Origin of the sequence: Promicromonospora sp. NPDC057138, from assembly GCF_042670845.1 — a bacterium.
Classification (GTDB): domain Bacteria; phylum Actinomycetota; class Actinomycetes; order Actinomycetales; family Cellulomonadaceae; genus Promicromonospora.
Genome location: NZ_JBHUUX010000002.1, coordinates 1 through 13643 on the forward strand (window position 1 = coordinate 1; position 13643 = coordinate 13643).

The window sequence follows — 13643 nt, forward strand, 5'->3', positions numbered from 1 at the left end:
CAGTCGTTGCGCCTTCGCGCCGGTTTTTGGGCGCAACGATCACGCCCACAACAAGGGGGTGTGGTTGGTGTACGGGGAAGCCCTGATGTGGGGCGCCCAGGGTCGGCCGTACCGTCTCCTCACTTACAGGCCTGAAAGTTTGAGGAGGACGACCATGCAAGCACGTCTACGGCGCCGTGTGTTCGGTGGCCTCGCAGCTCTGTCCATGGCTCTGGTCACGGCCTTCGCGCTCGGCGGCGGTGCGCTGCCCGCGCAGGCCGCCACCGGGAGCATCACGGGATACGGCGGCAAGTGCGTCGACGTCGCGAGCGCGAGCTCGGCGAACGGCACGCAGGTCCAGCTCTACGGCTGCAACGGCACGAACGCCCAGAGCTGGGACGTACGCGCCGACGGCACGGTCCGTGCGCTCGGCAAGTGCCTCGACGTCGCAGGCAGCGGCACTGCCAACGGCACCCGCGTGCAGATCTGGGACTGCAACGGCACCGCCGCGCAGCGGTGGACGGCCGCAACGGACGGCACCCTGCGCGCGCTGGGCAAGTGCCTCGACGCGACCGGGCCCAGCTCGGCCGACGGCACACCCCTGCAGCTCTGGGACTGCTTCGCCGGGGACAACCAGCGCTGGACGCTCCCGTCCGGCGGCGGCAACCCCGACCCCAACCCGGCGAAGATGCCGGCCGCGCCGTACCTCTACCTCGGCTGGGGCAACCCGCCGAGCGCCACGTCGGTGATGAGCCAGACGGGCGTGCGGGCGTTCACCATGGCGTTCATCCTGTCGTCCGGCGGCTGCAACCCCGCCTGGGACGGCAGCCGCCCGCTCACCGGCGGCGTCGACCAGCAGACCATCAACGCGATCAAGGCCGCGGGCGGCCAGGTACAGATCTCGTTCGGCGGATGGTCGGGCAACAAGCTCGGCCCGAACTGCTCGACGCCGGCCGCCTACGCGGGGGCCGTGCAGCAGGTCATCAACGCGCACCAGCCGAACGTCGTGGACTTCGACATCGAGAACTCCGACGAGTTCGAGAACGCAGCCGTCCAGGACCGCATCCTGCAGGGCCTGATCATCGTCAAGCAGAACAACCCGAACGTGAAGATCGCCGTCACGATCGGCACCGGCCGCAGCGGCCCGGAGGGTGCGGGCACCCGGCTGATCAACCGGGCCGCGCAGCTGGGCGTCCCGATCGACAACTACACGATCATGCCGTTCAACTTCGGCTCCTCGAACATCGCGCAGGACACGATCAACGCGTCCGAGGGGCTGAAGAACCAGCTCAAGGCCGCCCGCGGGTGGACCGACGCCCAGGCGTACGCGCACATGGGCATCTCCGGCATGAACGGGAGCTCCGACCAGGGCGAGATCACCACCACCGCCGCCTGGACGCAGATCCGTGACTACGCGCGGAACAACGGGCTGACGCGGCTGGCGTTCTGGTCCGTCAACCGGGACCAGCCGGGGTTCGACTTCACGCGCATCACGGCGGGGTTCTGATGCGCACCGGACGACACGGCGCGGCGGGAACTCTGCTCGCGGCCGGCGTCAGCGTCGCGGTGTCCCTCGGCCTGCTGCTGTCGACGGCGGGGACGGCCAGCGGGACGGCGACGGCCGCGCCGAGGGCGGCCTCCGTCGTCGGGCAACAGGCTCTGCCCGACGACGGGCCGGCTGCCGTGCCCGCCGACGTACCCACCACGTTCACCCACCCGGGTGTGCACGTCAGCCGGCCGCAGCTCGACTTCGTCCGGCAGCAGGTGCGGGCCGGCGCGCAGCCCTGGCGCAGCGCGTACGACTCGATGATGGGCAGCCGGTACGCGTCGCTGTCCTACACGCCGCACCCGCGCGCGGTCGTCGAGTGCGGGTCGTACTCCAACCCCAACTACGGGTGCACCGACGAACGCGAGGACGCGATAGCCGCGTACACCCACGCCCTGGCCTGGTCGGTGACCGGGGACGCGCGGTACGCGCAGAAGGCGATCTCGATCATGAACGCGTGGTCGCCCGTCATCCGCGACCACACCAACTCCAACGCGCCGCTGCAGACGGCGTGGGCGGGCTCGGTGTGGCCGCGGGCCGCGGAGATCATCCGGTACACGGGCGCCGGCTGGGCCGCGGCCGACGTCGACCGGTTCGAGACGATGCTGCGCGACGTCTACCTGCCCGAGGTGATCAACGGGTCCAACAGCAACGGCAACTGGGAGCTGTCGATGATGGAGGCGGCCGTCGGCATCGCCGTCTTCCTCGACGACCGGAACGCGTACGCCTCGGCCCGCCAGCGGTTCCTCGTCCGGGTGCCCGCGTTCATCTACCTGACGTCGGACGGGTCGGTGCCGCGCACCGTGCCCGGCTCCGGGCGGGACACGCCCGACGAGATCTTCGCGTACTGGCACAACCAGCGCACCCTGGTCAACGGCCTGGCGCAGGAGACCTGCCGGGACTTCACGCACACGGGCTACGGCATCTCGGCGATCTCGCACGTCGCGGAGACCGCGGCAATCCAGGGTGACGACCTGTACCCGCAGGTGGGGGAGCGGCTGCGCTACGCGCTGGGGTTCCACTCGACCTACCAGCGGGGCGCCGCGGTGCCGTCGTGGCTCTGCGGCGGCGCGGTGAACCTGGGTCTCGGCCCGATCACCGAGGTCGGGTTCAACGCGCTGCACAACCGGCAGGGCCACGCCATGACCAACACGCAGGCGCTGACGGAGTCCACCCGCCCGCAGGGCACGAACAACCTGTTCGTCGTCTGGGAGACCCTGACCCACGCGGACAACCCGCACGTCTTGGACTGAAGCTCGCGATGCCGGCCCGTTGAGTGCGGGCTATTTGCGGGACTGACGGCCGTAAACCCGCAAATATCCCGCACTCAGCGAGGTCGGCGGGAGTAGGTCGTGCGCATCGTGTAGTCCTTCTCCGGGCCAGTGACGCGCCAGCGCAGCTCCCACGACAGGTCCGACGGCGGGGGCGGCGACACGTTCGACGACAGGTCCGGCGGCGGCGCCGGCTCCTCCGGGATCTCGACGCCGCCCTCGTAGATGTCGCGACCGCAGAGGTGCTCGACGGCGCCGACAGTCCAGGGGTGGAAGTCCCGGCCGTCCTCGAACGTGACGCGCCAGGGGCCCGGGCTCGTCTCGGGGCCGACGGTGGTGAGGCCGACGCCGGCTGCGGGGTCGGCGTCCGGCAGCTCCCGGACCAGGAACAGCGTGCGCGACACGGGAGTGGATCCCGCGGACCAGGTCAGGGTGCCGTGCTCCGCCCACCGGATCCGGCCGTCGTCCTCCGGGGCGAGCTCGGCCCGGCCCCGCGCCGTGTACTCCGCGCCGTCACGGTGGTCGCCGACCTCCCGCCGGAAGTCCCACGTGCCCACGAGACGGAGAGGATCCACGGCTCAACGATAAACGTCCCGGGCACGCCGGACGTATGCGTAAAGATGTACGTATGACCTCCGCCAGCGACACCACCTTCCAAGGCGCGGACGCCGTCCTCGACCCGGCCAACCCCCTCGCCGCCCCGTCGGACCTCCCGTACGGCCTGCCCGACTTCTCGGCGATCCGCGAGGAGCACTACGAGCCCGCGATCGTCGCCGGCATGGCCGCCCATCGCGCCGAGGTCGAGGCCATCGCGACCAGCCCGGAGCCGGCCACCGTCGAGAACACCCTGGAGGCGCTGGAGCGCGCGGGCCAGCTCCTGGGCCGCGCGGCGACGGCGTTCTACAACCAGCTTCCCTCCGACTCCACGCCCGGCCTGGAGGACATCCAGGAGCGGATCGCGCCGCAGCTCGCGGCGCACCAGGACGCCATCCTGATGGACCCGCGCCTCTTTGCCCGCGTGAAGTCCCTGGCCGACGCCGCCGCCGCAGGCACCCTGGCGCTCGAACCCGACACCGCGTACCTGCTCGAGAAGCTCATGACGCAGTTCGAGCGGGCCGGCATCGCGCTGTCCGACGCCGACCAGGACACGCTGCGCGACCTCAACTCGCGGATCACGTCGCTGCAGGCGAGCTTCGGCCGCAAGCTCCTGGCGGGCGCCAACGAGGCGAGCGTGCTGGTCACCGACGAGGCCGAGCTCGCGGGCCTCTCCCCGGACGCCAAGGCCGGCGCCCGCGCCGCCGCCGAGGCCCGGGGCCAGGAGGGCTGGCTCCTGGAGATGCAGCTCTTCACGCACCAGAACGTGCTCGCCTCCCTGGCGGACGCCGGGCTCCGGGCGCGGGTCCAGGAGGCCTCCGCGGCACGCGGCGCGACGGGCGGCGAGAACGACACCCGCGAGATCCTCCTCGAGCTCGCCCGCCTGCGGGCGGAGCAGGCTCAGCTCCTCGGCTACGAGCACCACGCCGCGTACATCGCCGCGGACGCGACGGCGGGCACCACGGCCGCCGTCAACGAGATGCTCGCGCGGCTGGCGCCGGCCGCCGTCGCCAACGCGCGGCGGGAGGCGAGCGAGCTCGCGAAGGTGAGCGACGCGGCGCGCCGTCCTGAGCCCGTCGAAGGATCGGGCAGCGCAGGCCCTGGCACCGTGGCCGCCGCCGACTGGTCCTACCTCAACGAGGCGGTGCGCAAGGAGCGGTTCAACCTGGACGATGCCGCCCTGCGCCCCTACCTGGAGCTGGAGCGCGTGGTGCACGACGGCGTGTTCAAGGCCGCGAACCTGTTGTTCGGGCTCTCCTTCGCCGAGCGCGCCGACCTGCCGGGCTACCACCCGGACGTCCGTGTCTTCGAGGTGTTCGACGCGCCCGAGCCGGGGGAGCCGAACACCGGTCTCGGCCTGTTCCTCGCCGACTGGTACACGCGCGAGTCCAAGCGTGGCGGCGCCTGGATGGACAGCCTCGTGCACCAGAGCCACCTGCTCGGCCAGAAGCCCGTGGTGGTCAACAACCTCAACATCGTGCGGCCCCCGGCGGGCGAGCCCACCCTCCTCGTGTGGGACGAGGTCACCACGCTGTTCCACGAGTTCGGGCACGCGCTGCACGGGCTGCTCAGCGAGGTGCGCTACCCGTCGCAGTCGGGCACGTCCGTGCCGCGCGACTTCGTCGAGTACCCGTCGCAGGTCAACGAGATGTGGTCGTGGGAGCCGGAGATCCTGCGGTCCTTCGCCGTCCACCACGCCACGGGCGAGCCGATGCCGGCCGAGTGGGTCGACACCATGCTCGCCTCCCGCATCTGGGGCGAGGGCTTCTCGACGACGGAGTACCTCGCCGCCGCGCTGCTCGACCAGGCGTGGCACCAGCTCGCGCCGTCGGACGTGCCCACCGCCGTGGAGGACGTGCTGCCGTTCGAGGCGGCGGCGCTCGCCGCGGCCGGGGTCGACTTCGAGTCCGTGCCGCCGCGGTACCGCAGCACCTACTTCAACCACATCTTCGGCGGCGGGTACTCGGCCGGGTACTACTCCTACATCTGGTCGGAGGTCCTCGACGCCGACACCGTCGAGTGGTACGCCGAGAACGGCGGCCTGACCCGCGAGAACGGCGAGGCGTTCCGGCGCAAGCTGCTCGCGCGCGGCGGGTCGCAGGACCCGCTGGCGTCGTTCGAGGACCTGCGCGGTCGGACGGCGGACATCGCGCCGCTGCTCAAGCGCCGCGGCCTGGCCTGAGGTTCAGCCATCGAGACGGTGCCCGGCCGGGGCCGGCCGTTTCCCACGGGCCGGTTACGGTGGCCCCGTGACTGAGACTGTTCCGACCCCCACGCCCGTGCCCACCGCCGCCGACGAGGTCATCCGGATCTGCCAGGAGCTGATCCGGATCGACACGTCCAACTACGGAACCAACGAGGGCCCGGGGGAGCGTGCCGCGGCCGAGTACGTCATGGAGCTGCTGCACGAGGTCGGGCTGGAGCCCGAGCTGTTCGAGTCCAGCCCGGGGCGCGCCTCCGTCGTCCTGCGGCTGGAGGGGCAGGACCGGAGCCGCCCCGCACTCGTCCTGCACGGGCACCTGGACGTGGTGCCGGCGGCGAAGGACGACTGGAGCGTCGACCCGTTCGGCGCTGAAGTCACCGATGGGCCGACGGGCGGTCTGATCTGGGGCCGCGGCGCCGTCGACATGAAGGACATGGACGCCATGATCCTGGCGGTCGTGCGGCAGATGGTGCGCGAGGGGCGCAAACCGGCGCGCGACGTCGTGGTCGCGTTCTTCGCCGACGAGGAGGCCGGCGGCGTCTACGGTGCCCGCTGGGCCGTGGACCACCGCCCCGAGCTGTTCGAGGGCGCCACCGAGGCGATCTCCGAGGTCGGCGGCTACTCGGTCGAGGTGGGCGGCAAGCGCGCCTACCTGCTGCAGACGGCGGAGAAGGGGATCGCCTGGCTGCGCCTGATCGCGGACGGCCGCGCCGGGCACGGCTCGCAGGTCAACCCGGACAACGCGGTGACGGAGCTCGCCGCCGCCGTCGCGCGGATCGGGCAGCACGCCTGGCCGTACGCGATCACGCCCACCGTGGACGCGCTGCTGCGCGGCGTCGGGGACCTCACGGGCCTGCCCGTGGACTACGACGACCCGGCGACGATCGACGCGCTGGTCGACGCCCTCGGCCCGGTCGCGAAATTCGTGGGCGCTACCGTGCGCAACACGTCCAACCCGACCCAGCTCGACGCCGGCTACAAGGCGAACGTGATCCCCGGCCGTGCCGAGGCGGCGATCGACGTGCGGCTCCTGCCCGGCCAGGAGGAGTCCGGCATGGCGACGATCCGCGAGCTCGCCGGCCCCCGCGTCCGGATCGAGCCGATCCACCTGGACACGGCGCTCGAGGTGCCGTTCCGCGGCTCCCTCGTGGACGCCATGGTCGCCGCGCTCGACGCCGAGGACCCGGGCGCGACCGTGCTGCCGTACACGCTGTCGGGCGGCACGGACAACAAGTCGCTGCACCGGCTCGGGATCACCGGGTACGGCTTCGCGCCGCTGCAGCTCACGAACGACCTGGACTTCGCGGGCATGTTCCACGGCGTCGACGAGCGGGTGCCGACCGAGGCGCTCAAGTTCGGCACGCGCGTCCTGGACCGCCTGCTGGCGACCTGCTGATCAGTCGAGGGTCGAGGAGACCTTGATGATCTTGCGGCGGAGCCAGACCTTGCGTCTGCCGCCGATGTAGAGAAGGGTCCTTGCCAGTTCCCAGCGGCCGTACTCGGCCTCTTCGGTGAGCAGCCGGCGGGCGTCCGGCACGCTGGTGTCCGGGTCGAACGTCACGACGCGGTACTCGTACTGACTGTGCTTGCGGAACAAGGAGCCGTCTCTCACCATCTGATGCACCGTCCTCGGATCGCGGGTGAGGTCAGTTTATGCCGTTTTCATCGCGGAGCGGTGACAGCAACACGCTTCGTAGCGGCCATTGTGGCCCACGGAACGGTCAAGGCAAAGTGCTGGAGGTCGCGGCAAGCCTGATGGCGAGCCGGCCGACGAGCTCGCGCAGCTCGTCCGGCCGCTCGACGACCACCGTGCAGTCGAGCGCGGCGATCACCGCGGGAACCCAGTCGAGGTGCACTGCCCGGATGTCGACCCGGTGCCAGGTCCCCGCGTCGCCCGGCGGCGCGGGGACGGGCTCGAGGACCGCCGTGCTGGGCGGCAGCCGCGCGCGGATCCGTTCCGCGGTGGCCCGCACCCGCAGCGTGACGTGGTGGGCGTGGTCGGCGCGGGCGAAGCGCTCGGCCAACGGCGGCCTCGTGACGGACGACGGCGGGAACGAGCCGGGAACCAGGCGGGCGCCGGCGATGCGGTCGAGCCGGAACGTCCGCTCCGCCTGCCGCCCGGTGTCGAGCGCCGTGAGGTACCACCTGGCCTGGTAGGCGGCCAGCTCGTAGGGATGGATCCGGCGCACGGACGGAGCGGCGTCGGCCGACCGGTAGCGGATCTCGACCGGCCGGCGGTGCCGGACGGCGTCCGCGACCGTGAGCAGCACCCCCGCGTCCGGTGCCGGGGCCTGCGCTGGCGGGTCGTCGAACACCGTGGTGTCGAGCAGCGCCCGGGCGCGCCGCGCCAGGCGCTCGGGCAGGGCCCGACCGATCTTGGCGGCCGCGGTGGCGCTCGCGGTGTCCGAGATGCCGGACGCCGGCGCCGCGCGCAGGGCCGCGAGCGCGAGCAGCACGGCCACCGCCTCCTCGTCGCTGAGCATCAGCGGAGGCATCCGGAATCCGGGCGCGACGCGGTACCCGCCGTACCGTCCGCGGACTGCTTCCACGGGGATGTCCATCTCGACGAGGTGGTCCACGTAGCGCCGCACCGTGCGCTCGTCGACACCGAGCTGTTCCGCGAGCCCGCGCGCGGTGCGTGTGCCGGAGGACTGCAGCAGCTCCAGCAGCTGGAGCACGCGGGACGTCGGTCGAGTCATGTCGACCATCATGCGTCCGATAGCGGGCGGATAGTGCCCGGTATTGCTCGTAGCGTGACGGCAGGCGCGCGACCGCGGGCCACCCACCGGAACGTCAGGAGCACTCCGATCATGGAATTCGCCGCCACCCGCATCATCACCGACGACGTGCAGGGCCTCGTAGCCTTCTACACCCGGATCACCGGGATCGAGGCCCGCTGGCTCCACGAGCTGTTCGCCGAGATCGCGACCCCGTGCGGGACGCTGGCGATCGCCAGCAGCGCGACGGTGCCCCTGCTCGGGGCGGGCGCGGCCGAGCCGCGCGCCAACCGCTCGGTGACGCTCGACTTCCTCGTCGAGGACGTCGACGCCCTCTACCCCGTGCTCCGCGAGACGGTCGAGGTGTTCGTCAACGAGCCGACCACCATGCCGTGGGGCAACCGGTCGCTGCTGTTCCGCGACCCCGACGGCAACCTCGTCAACTTCTTCACGCCGGTCGGCACGGCGGCCCGCGGCCGGTTCGCGAGGTAGCCGCGGCAGGGCGTGCGCAGCGATGTGCTGCCGCGGGCGACGGCGGGCCCGGTGCGCCGCGGGGTTCCCCAGTAAAGATCCGAATTTGCGATCCCGCTGGCCAGGACCTGGCGCTACAGTTCAAGGCATGACCGTAGAACCGCGTGCCGCGCTCGATCGCCTCATTGCCGCACTCGAGGCCCACCATCACGCGGTCGCCACTCGCCGGAGTGACGACGACCCCGCCGTCGACGACGCGTACGACGTGCTCGCCGACGCCTACGAGGTGTACGAGGACTCCTTGGCCACGGTGTTCGGCGAGGTGACGCCCTTCTACCTGGCCGACGAGATCGACGAGGACGACGAGGACGACGACGAGGACGAGGACCTCGACGACATCGACTTCGACGACGACCTGGACGACCTCGAGGAGAACGCGGAGGAGGACGAGCGGCAGCCTGCGCAGCAGCGCTGACCAGGCACGGGCAGGGGCACGGTCACCAGCGTTCGGGGTAGCCGATCTCGGGGGCGGAGACGTCGTCGAGCGCGGCATGCACCTCGTACGGCAGCTCGAGGGTCACGGCTTCGAGCGACGAACGGAGCTGGGCGGGCGTCCGCGCGCCCACGATCGCCGACGCTATGCCCTCGCGCTCCAGGAGCCACGCGACGGCGACCTCCCCGGCGGTGCGGCCCAGCCCCTCGGCTGCGGTCGCCACGGCCTCGACGACGGCGGACGCCGACCCCTCCAGGTACGGCTGGACGAACCCCGCGAGCGCCCCGGCCGCCCGGGAGTCCGCGGGGATGGCGCGCCGGTACTTGCCGGTGAGCACGCCGCGCCCGAGCGGTGACCAGGCGAGCAGCCCGGCCCCCAGGGCCTCGGCGGCGGGGAGCACGTCGCGCTCCACGCCGCGCTGCAGCAGGGAGTACTCGAGCTCGACGGCGGCGAGCCCGACGTCGGGCTCGAGCAGCGTCGCGACGCGCGCGGTGGCCCAGCCCGGGTGGTTGCTCAGCCCCACGTACCGGGCGCGCCCGCTGGTGACGGCTATGCGCAGCGCGTTGCACGTCTCCTCGAGGGAGGTGTTCGGGTCGGGGCAGGCCACGAGGAACAGGTCCACGTGGTCAGTCCCCATGCGCACGAGCGACTCGTCCAGGCTGTCGAGCAGGGCGCCGCGGGAGGCGTCGACCACGCGGCCGGAGCCGCCGTCGGGCCGGGACTCGGAGCGGATGCCCGCCTTCGTCGCGAGGACGATCTCGTGCCGTGCGACCTTGCCGGTCAGCAGGGTGCCGATGACGCGCTCGGCGTCGCCGTCGGCGTAGCTCGCGGCGGTGTCGACAAGGGTGCCGCCGGCGTCGAGGAAGTCCCGTACCTGCTCGGCCGCGTCGATCTCGTCGGTGTCGCGGCCCCATGTCATGGTCCCGAGCCCGAGTTCAGAGACCCGCAGGCCCGATCTGCCCACGCGGCGTCGTTCCATGTGCGGCAGGCTACCTGCGGCCCCCACGGGTGCGTCCGGAGGCGCGCCGTGGGGTAGTGTCACGGCCCGTGACTGCGTGGGAAGCGATACTTCTGGGCCTGGTTCAGGGCCTTACCGAGTTCCTGCCGATCTCGTCGTCGGCGCATCTGCGGATCGTCGGTGAGCTGATCGGCTCGAGCGACCCCGGCGCGGCCTTCACCGCCATCACGCAGATCGGCACCGAGGCCGCGGTGATCATCTACTACCGCCAGAAGATCGGGACGATCCTCGTCGCCTGGTTCAAGGCCCTGACCGGTGCCAACGGCACCGGCTGGCGCGCCCGGGCCGGGCTGGGGCCGCGCCCCGGCTCCGTCGACGTGCGGCACGGCCGCCCCGGCGTCACCGCGAACCACGACGCCGCGATGGGCTGGTACATCATCTTCGGCTCGGTCCCGATCGTGCTGCTGGGGCTCCTGTTCCAGGACTACATCGAGACCACGCTCCGCAACCTGTGGCTCACGGTCTTCACGCTCACGTTCTTCGGGCTGCTGCTGCTCCTGGCCGACATCTTCGGGCGCCAGGAGCGCGAGCTGACGTCGCTGACGGGGCGCAGCGCCATCACCTTCGGCCTGGCGCAGGCCCTCGCGCTCGTGCCGGGCGTGTCCCGGTCCGGCGGCACCATCACCGCGGGCCTGGCGATGGGCTTCACCCGCAAGGCCGCGGCGGACTACTCGTTCCTGCTCGCGCTGCCCGCGGTGCTCGGCTCGGGCTTCTACCAGCTCTTCAAGACCCTGGGCGAGCCGATACCCGCCGGGGCGCCCGGCTGGGGGGCCACCATCATTGCGACGATCGTCGCCTTCGGCGTCGGGTACGCGGTGATCATCGGGTTCCTCAAGGTCGTCTCGAACTACTCGTACAAGCCGTTCGTGTACTACCGGTTCGCGCTCGCCGCCGTGGTCGTGTGGCTGCTGCTGTCGGGCCACATCGAAGCGCACGGCGGCATCGTGTAGAACACACTCCCAGGGCCCTGAACTGGTCCGGGAGTGTCACAGGTGGCGGTTATCGTTGGTCGCGTGCACGCCTGGCCCACACCCCAAGTCCCGGAGCTTCCCGGCTTCCCCTCTGCCGCACCGATACGGGTCCACGACTCGTCGACCGGTGAGCTCGTCGAGGCGGCGCCGGGGCCGCAGGCCCGGCTCTACGCGTGCGGCATCACGCCGTACGACGCGACCCACATCGGGCACGCGAACACCTACGTCGCGTTCGACCTGCTGGTGCGCGCGTGGCTCGACGCGGGCAAGGACGTCGTCTACACCTCGAACGTGACCGACGTCGACGACCCGCTGCTGGAGCGCGCCGAGGCCACCGGCGTGGACTGGCGCGAGCTCGCCGAGTCCCAGACCGCGCTGTTCCGCGAGGACATGACGGCGCTCGGCGTCATCCCGCCAGGGACGTGGGCGGGCGCCGTGGAGTCGGTGCCCGAGATTGCGCGGGCCGTGGTCGCCATGATCGAGTCCGGGGCGGCCTACCGCGTGCCGCTCGAGGCCGGCGCCGGCGGTTCGAGGCCGGACCTGGGCGACGTCTACGCCGACCTCACCGCCGACCCACGCTTCGGGACCGTCGCGCACCTCGACCGGGACCACGCCCTCGCCACCTTCGCCGAGCGCGGCGGCGATCCCGCCCACCCGGGCAAGAAGGACCCGCTGGACCCGCTGCTGTGGCGCCGCGAGCGTTCGGGCGAGCCCGCGTGGGACGGCGGCTCCCTGGGTAGCGGGCGCCCGGGCTGGCACATCGAGTGCGCGGTGATCGCCCGCGACGGGCTCGGCCTGGCAGCGGGGGAGCGGTTCGACGTCCAGGGCGGCGGCTCCGACCTGCTCTTCCCGCACCACGAGATGTCGACGTCGCACCTGCGCGTGCTGTGTCCGGTGCCGGACGGCGGAGAACCCGTCGGGGCGCGCACGAACGTGCACGCCGGCCTGGTCGCCTACGAGGGCGAGAAGATGAGCAAGTCACTCGGGAACCTGGTCCTGGTCTCGCGCCTGCGCGAGGCCGGGCACGACCCGATGGCGATCCGGCTGGCCCTGCTGGCACACCACTACCGCACCGAGTGGGAGTGGGACGAGACGTCCCTCCCGGCCGGCGAGGCACGGCTCGTGCGGTGGCGCGACGCGGTCTCGGGCAACGGCGGCCCGTCCGCCGACGCGACCCTGGCCGCGGTCCGTGCGGCGCTCGCGGACGACCTCGACGCGCCGGCCGCGCTGGCCGCCGTCGACGCCTGGGCCGAGGAGTCCCTGGCGCCCTCGCGGGACATGTCCGCGGACGAGGAAGGCGCTCCCGGGATCATGGCCCGCATGATGAACGCCCTGCTCGGAGTGCGTATCTGACCGTTCGAGGGCTCGATTCGCACCAGGTTGGAGCCAGGTTGGAGCCAGGTAGACCAGCACCACGCGAGGGGCCTGCGGGGTTAGTTTTGACCCCTGCTTCCGTTTGCATTTAACCCGGTGCAGGATGGGGAGCATGACGGAGTACGAGGAAGACTTCACGGGTGAGACCCGGGTCACCGTCACGACGACGCCCCGGTGCAGCACGCGCTATCGCGTCGTTCGCAACGGACCGGGCTACGCACCGGTCTACGACCGCGTCGAGGACGCCGCACGGTGCCTCGAGACATGGGTCGGCTTCCACGGTCCGGACGCCGGAGTACGGATCGAGCCGATCTCGACCAGCGCGTGAGCTCCACGCGAAGCTGACGACGACGAAGCTGACAACGACGAAGCTGACAACGACGAAGCTGACGACGACAGAGGCCTGAGCCCCGTTTGGGGCTCGGGCCTCTGTGCTGCGCACGAACTCATGGCGCCGGCCGCCGTCGGCTGCTGGAATGAACCCATGGACGCAACCGAGCTCCGGGCCCGCCAGGCACCGTTGAAGGAGCAGTACCGCGCCGACCCCCGCACGGCGGTCACGCCGGTGCGGGCCTCGGCGACGTTCGCGGACGACGGCGTCACAGCGACCGTCGAGACCTGGGCAGGCCCGGTGCGGGCGGGCCTGCACCCGGCGACGGGCGGCGACGGGTCCGACGCCTGCAGCGCCGACATGCTCGTCGAGGCAGTCCTGGCCTGTACCGGTGTCACGTTGCGCAGCGTGGCCACGGTCATGGGGCTCACGATCCGCTCGGCCACCCTCACCGCGACCAGCTCGTTCGACGCGCGGGGCACGCTCGGCCTGGACCGCGAGGTCCCGGTCGGGGTCGGTGAGGTCACCATCGAGGCAGAGCTCGACACCGACGCCGACGACGCCGCCCTGCGGCGGCTTGGGGCGCTCACCGAGCGGTACTGCGTCGTCGGCCAGAGCCTGCGGGTGCCGCCCGTGATGGTCGTGCGGCGGACGGCGGGCCAGGTCTAGCCGCCG

At 71.9% G+C, this 13643-nt stretch carries 14 protein-coding genes; 10 read left to right on the forward strand and 4 right to left on the reverse strand.

Annotated elements, in window-relative coordinates:
* Positions 1-154: 154 nt before the first annotated feature.
* Positions 155-1486 (forward strand): ricin-type beta-trefoil lectin domain protein, encoded by a 1332-nt coding sequence (locus tag ACFT2C_RS01665; RefSeq protein WP_377205268.1) that lies wholly within the window; start codon positions 155-157, stop codon positions 1484-1486.
* Complete coding sequence (locus ACFT2C_RS01670) at positions 1486-2778, forward strand: alginate lyase family protein (protein WP_377205269.1); 1293 nt, start codon at positions 1486-1488, stop codon at positions 2776-2778. The genes ACFT2C_RS01665 and ACFT2C_RS01670 overlap by 1 nt, the downstream gene beginning before the upstream one ends.
* Positions 2779-2852: 74 nt before the next feature.
* Here the strand turns inward: ACFT2C_RS01670 and ACFT2C_RS01675 are convergent, their stop codons facing one another.
* Positions 2853-3371 carry a DUF6314 family protein gene (locus tag ACFT2C_RS01675; RefSeq protein ID WP_377205270.1) on the reverse strand — a complete coding sequence of 173 codons (519 nt, stop codon included), beginning with the start codon at positions 3369-3371 and terminating at the stop codon, positions 2853-2855.
* 53 nt (positions 3372-3424) lie between these two features.
* Here ACFT2C_RS01675 and ACFT2C_RS01680 point away from each other — a divergent pair, with 53 nt between their 5' ends.
* Together ACFT2C_RS01680 and ACFT2C_RS01685 are read left to right on the forward strand one after the other, a co-directional pair.
* Complete coding sequence (locus tag ACFT2C_RS01680; protein WP_377205271.1) at positions 3425-5572, forward strand: M3 family metallopeptidase; 2148 nt, start codon at positions 3425-3427, stop codon at positions 5570-5572.
* Between the two features lie 67 nt (positions 5573-5639).
* Positions 5640-6989, forward strand: coding sequence for a M20/M25/M40 family metallo-hydrolase (locus ACFT2C_RS01685; RefSeq protein ID WP_377205272.1), 1350 nt, complete (start codon positions 5640-5642; stop codon positions 6987-6989).
* On the opposite strand, the gene ACFT2C_RS01690 is transcribed toward ACFT2C_RS01685, so the two are convergent.
* Both ACFT2C_RS01690 and ACFT2C_RS01695 read right to left on the reverse strand, forming a co-directional pair.
* On the reverse strand, positions 6990-7208 hold the full coding sequence (locus ACFT2C_RS01690; protein ID WP_377205273.1) for a DUF5703 family protein: 219 nt from the start codon (positions 7206-7208) through the stop codon (positions 6990-6992).
* A 106-nt stretch (positions 7209-7314) separates the two neighbouring features.
* A complete protein-coding gene (locus tag ACFT2C_RS01695; protein ID WP_377205274.1) occupies positions 7315-8292 on the reverse strand; it encodes a helix-turn-helix transcriptional regulator in 978 nt (325 codons plus the stop codon).
* Between the two features lie 111 nt (positions 8293-8403).
* On the opposite strand from ACFT2C_RS01695, the gene ACFT2C_RS01700 reads away from it, so the two are divergent.
* Positions 8404-8802 (forward strand): VOC family protein, encoded by a 399-nt coding sequence (locus ACFT2C_RS01700; protein ID WP_377205275.1) that lies wholly within the window; start codon positions 8404-8406, stop codon positions 8800-8802.
* Positions 8803-8929: 127 nt separating this feature from the next.
* Positions 8930-9256, forward strand: coding sequence for a primosomal protein (locus ACFT2C_RS01705; protein WP_377205276.1), 327 nt, complete (start codon positions 8930-8932; stop codon positions 9254-9256).
* Between the two features lie 22 nt (positions 9257-9278).
* On the opposite strand, the gene ACFT2C_RS01710 is transcribed toward ACFT2C_RS01705, so the two are convergent.
* On the reverse strand, positions 9279-10253 hold the full coding sequence (locus ACFT2C_RS01710) for an aldo/keto reductase (RefSeq protein WP_377205277.1): 975 nt from the start codon (positions 10251-10253) through the stop codon (positions 9279-9281).
* A 68-nt stretch (positions 10254-10321) separates the two neighbouring features.
* Between ACFT2C_RS01710 and ACFT2C_RS01715 the strand changes: the two genes are divergently transcribed.
* From ACFT2C_RS01715 to ACFT2C_RS01730, 4 genes are all read left to right on the forward strand, one after another.
* Positions 10322-11242, forward strand: a complete 921-nt coding sequence (locus ACFT2C_RS01715) for an undecaprenyl-diphosphate phosphatase (protein ID WP_377205278.1) — start codon at positions 10322-10324, stop codon at positions 11240-11242.
* Between the two features lie 63 nt (positions 11243-11305).
* Positions 11306-12616, forward strand: coding sequence for a cysteine--1-D-myo-inosityl 2-amino-2-deoxy-alpha-D-glucopyranoside ligase (gene mshC / locus ACFT2C_RS01720; RefSeq protein WP_377205279.1), 1311 nt, complete (start codon positions 11306-11308; stop codon positions 12614-12616).
* A gap of 133 nt (positions 12617-12749) precedes the next feature.
* Positions 12750-12965 carry a hypothetical protein gene (locus ACFT2C_RS01725; protein ID WP_129787570.1) on the forward strand — a complete coding sequence of 72 codons (216 nt, stop codon included), beginning with the start codon at positions 12750-12752 and terminating at the stop codon, positions 12963-12965.
* Between the two features lie 156 nt (positions 12966-13121).
* Positions 13122-13637, forward strand: coding sequence for an OsmC family protein (locus ACFT2C_RS01730; protein WP_377205280.1), 516 nt, complete (start codon positions 13122-13124; stop codon positions 13635-13637).
* Positions 13638-13643: the final 6 nt, after the last annotated feature.

Excerpts from the sequence above, each read along its gene's own strand:
- ACFT2C_RS01665 (WP_377205268.1), top strand. The coding sequence starts at position 155 with ATGCAAGCACGTCTACGGCGCCGTGTGTTCGGTGGCCTCGCAGCTCTG.
- ACFT2C_RS01670 (WP_377205269.1), top strand. The coding sequence starts at position 1,486 with ATGCGCACCGGACGACACGGCGCGGCGGGAACTCTGCTCGCGGCCGGC.
- ACFT2C_RS01680 (WP_377205271.1), top strand. The coding sequence starts at position 3,425 with ATGACCTCCGCCAGCGACACCACCTTCCAAGGCGCGGACGCCGTCCTC.
- ACFT2C_RS01690 (WP_377205273.1), bottom strand. The coding sequence starts at position 7,208 with ATGGTGAGAGACGGCTCCTTGTTCCGCAAGCACAGTCAGTACGAGTAC.
- ACFT2C_RS01695 (WP_377205274.1), bottom strand. The coding sequence starts at position 8,292 with ATGACTCGACCGACGTCCCGCGTGCTCCAGCTGCTGGAGCTGCTGCAG.
- ACFT2C_RS01700 (WP_377205275.1), top strand. The coding sequence starts at position 8,404 with ATGGAATTCGCCGCCACCCGCATCATCACCGACGACGTGCAGGGCCTC.
- ACFT2C_RS01705 (WP_377205276.1), top strand. The coding sequence starts at position 8,930 with ATGACCGTAGAACCGCGTGCCGCGCTCGATCGCCTCATTGCCGCACTC.
- ACFT2C_RS01710 (WP_377205277.1), bottom strand. The coding sequence starts at position 10,253 with ATGGAACGACGCCGCGTGGGCAGATCGGGCCTGCGGGTCTCTGAACTC.
- ACFT2C_RS01725 (WP_129787570.1), top strand. The coding sequence starts at position 12,750 with ATGACGGAGTACGAGGAAGACTTCACGGGTGAGACCCGGGTCACCGTC.
- ACFT2C_RS01730 (WP_377205280.1), top strand. The coding sequence starts at position 13,122 with ATGGACGCAACCGAGCTCCGGGCCCGCCAGGCACCGTTGAAGGAGCAG.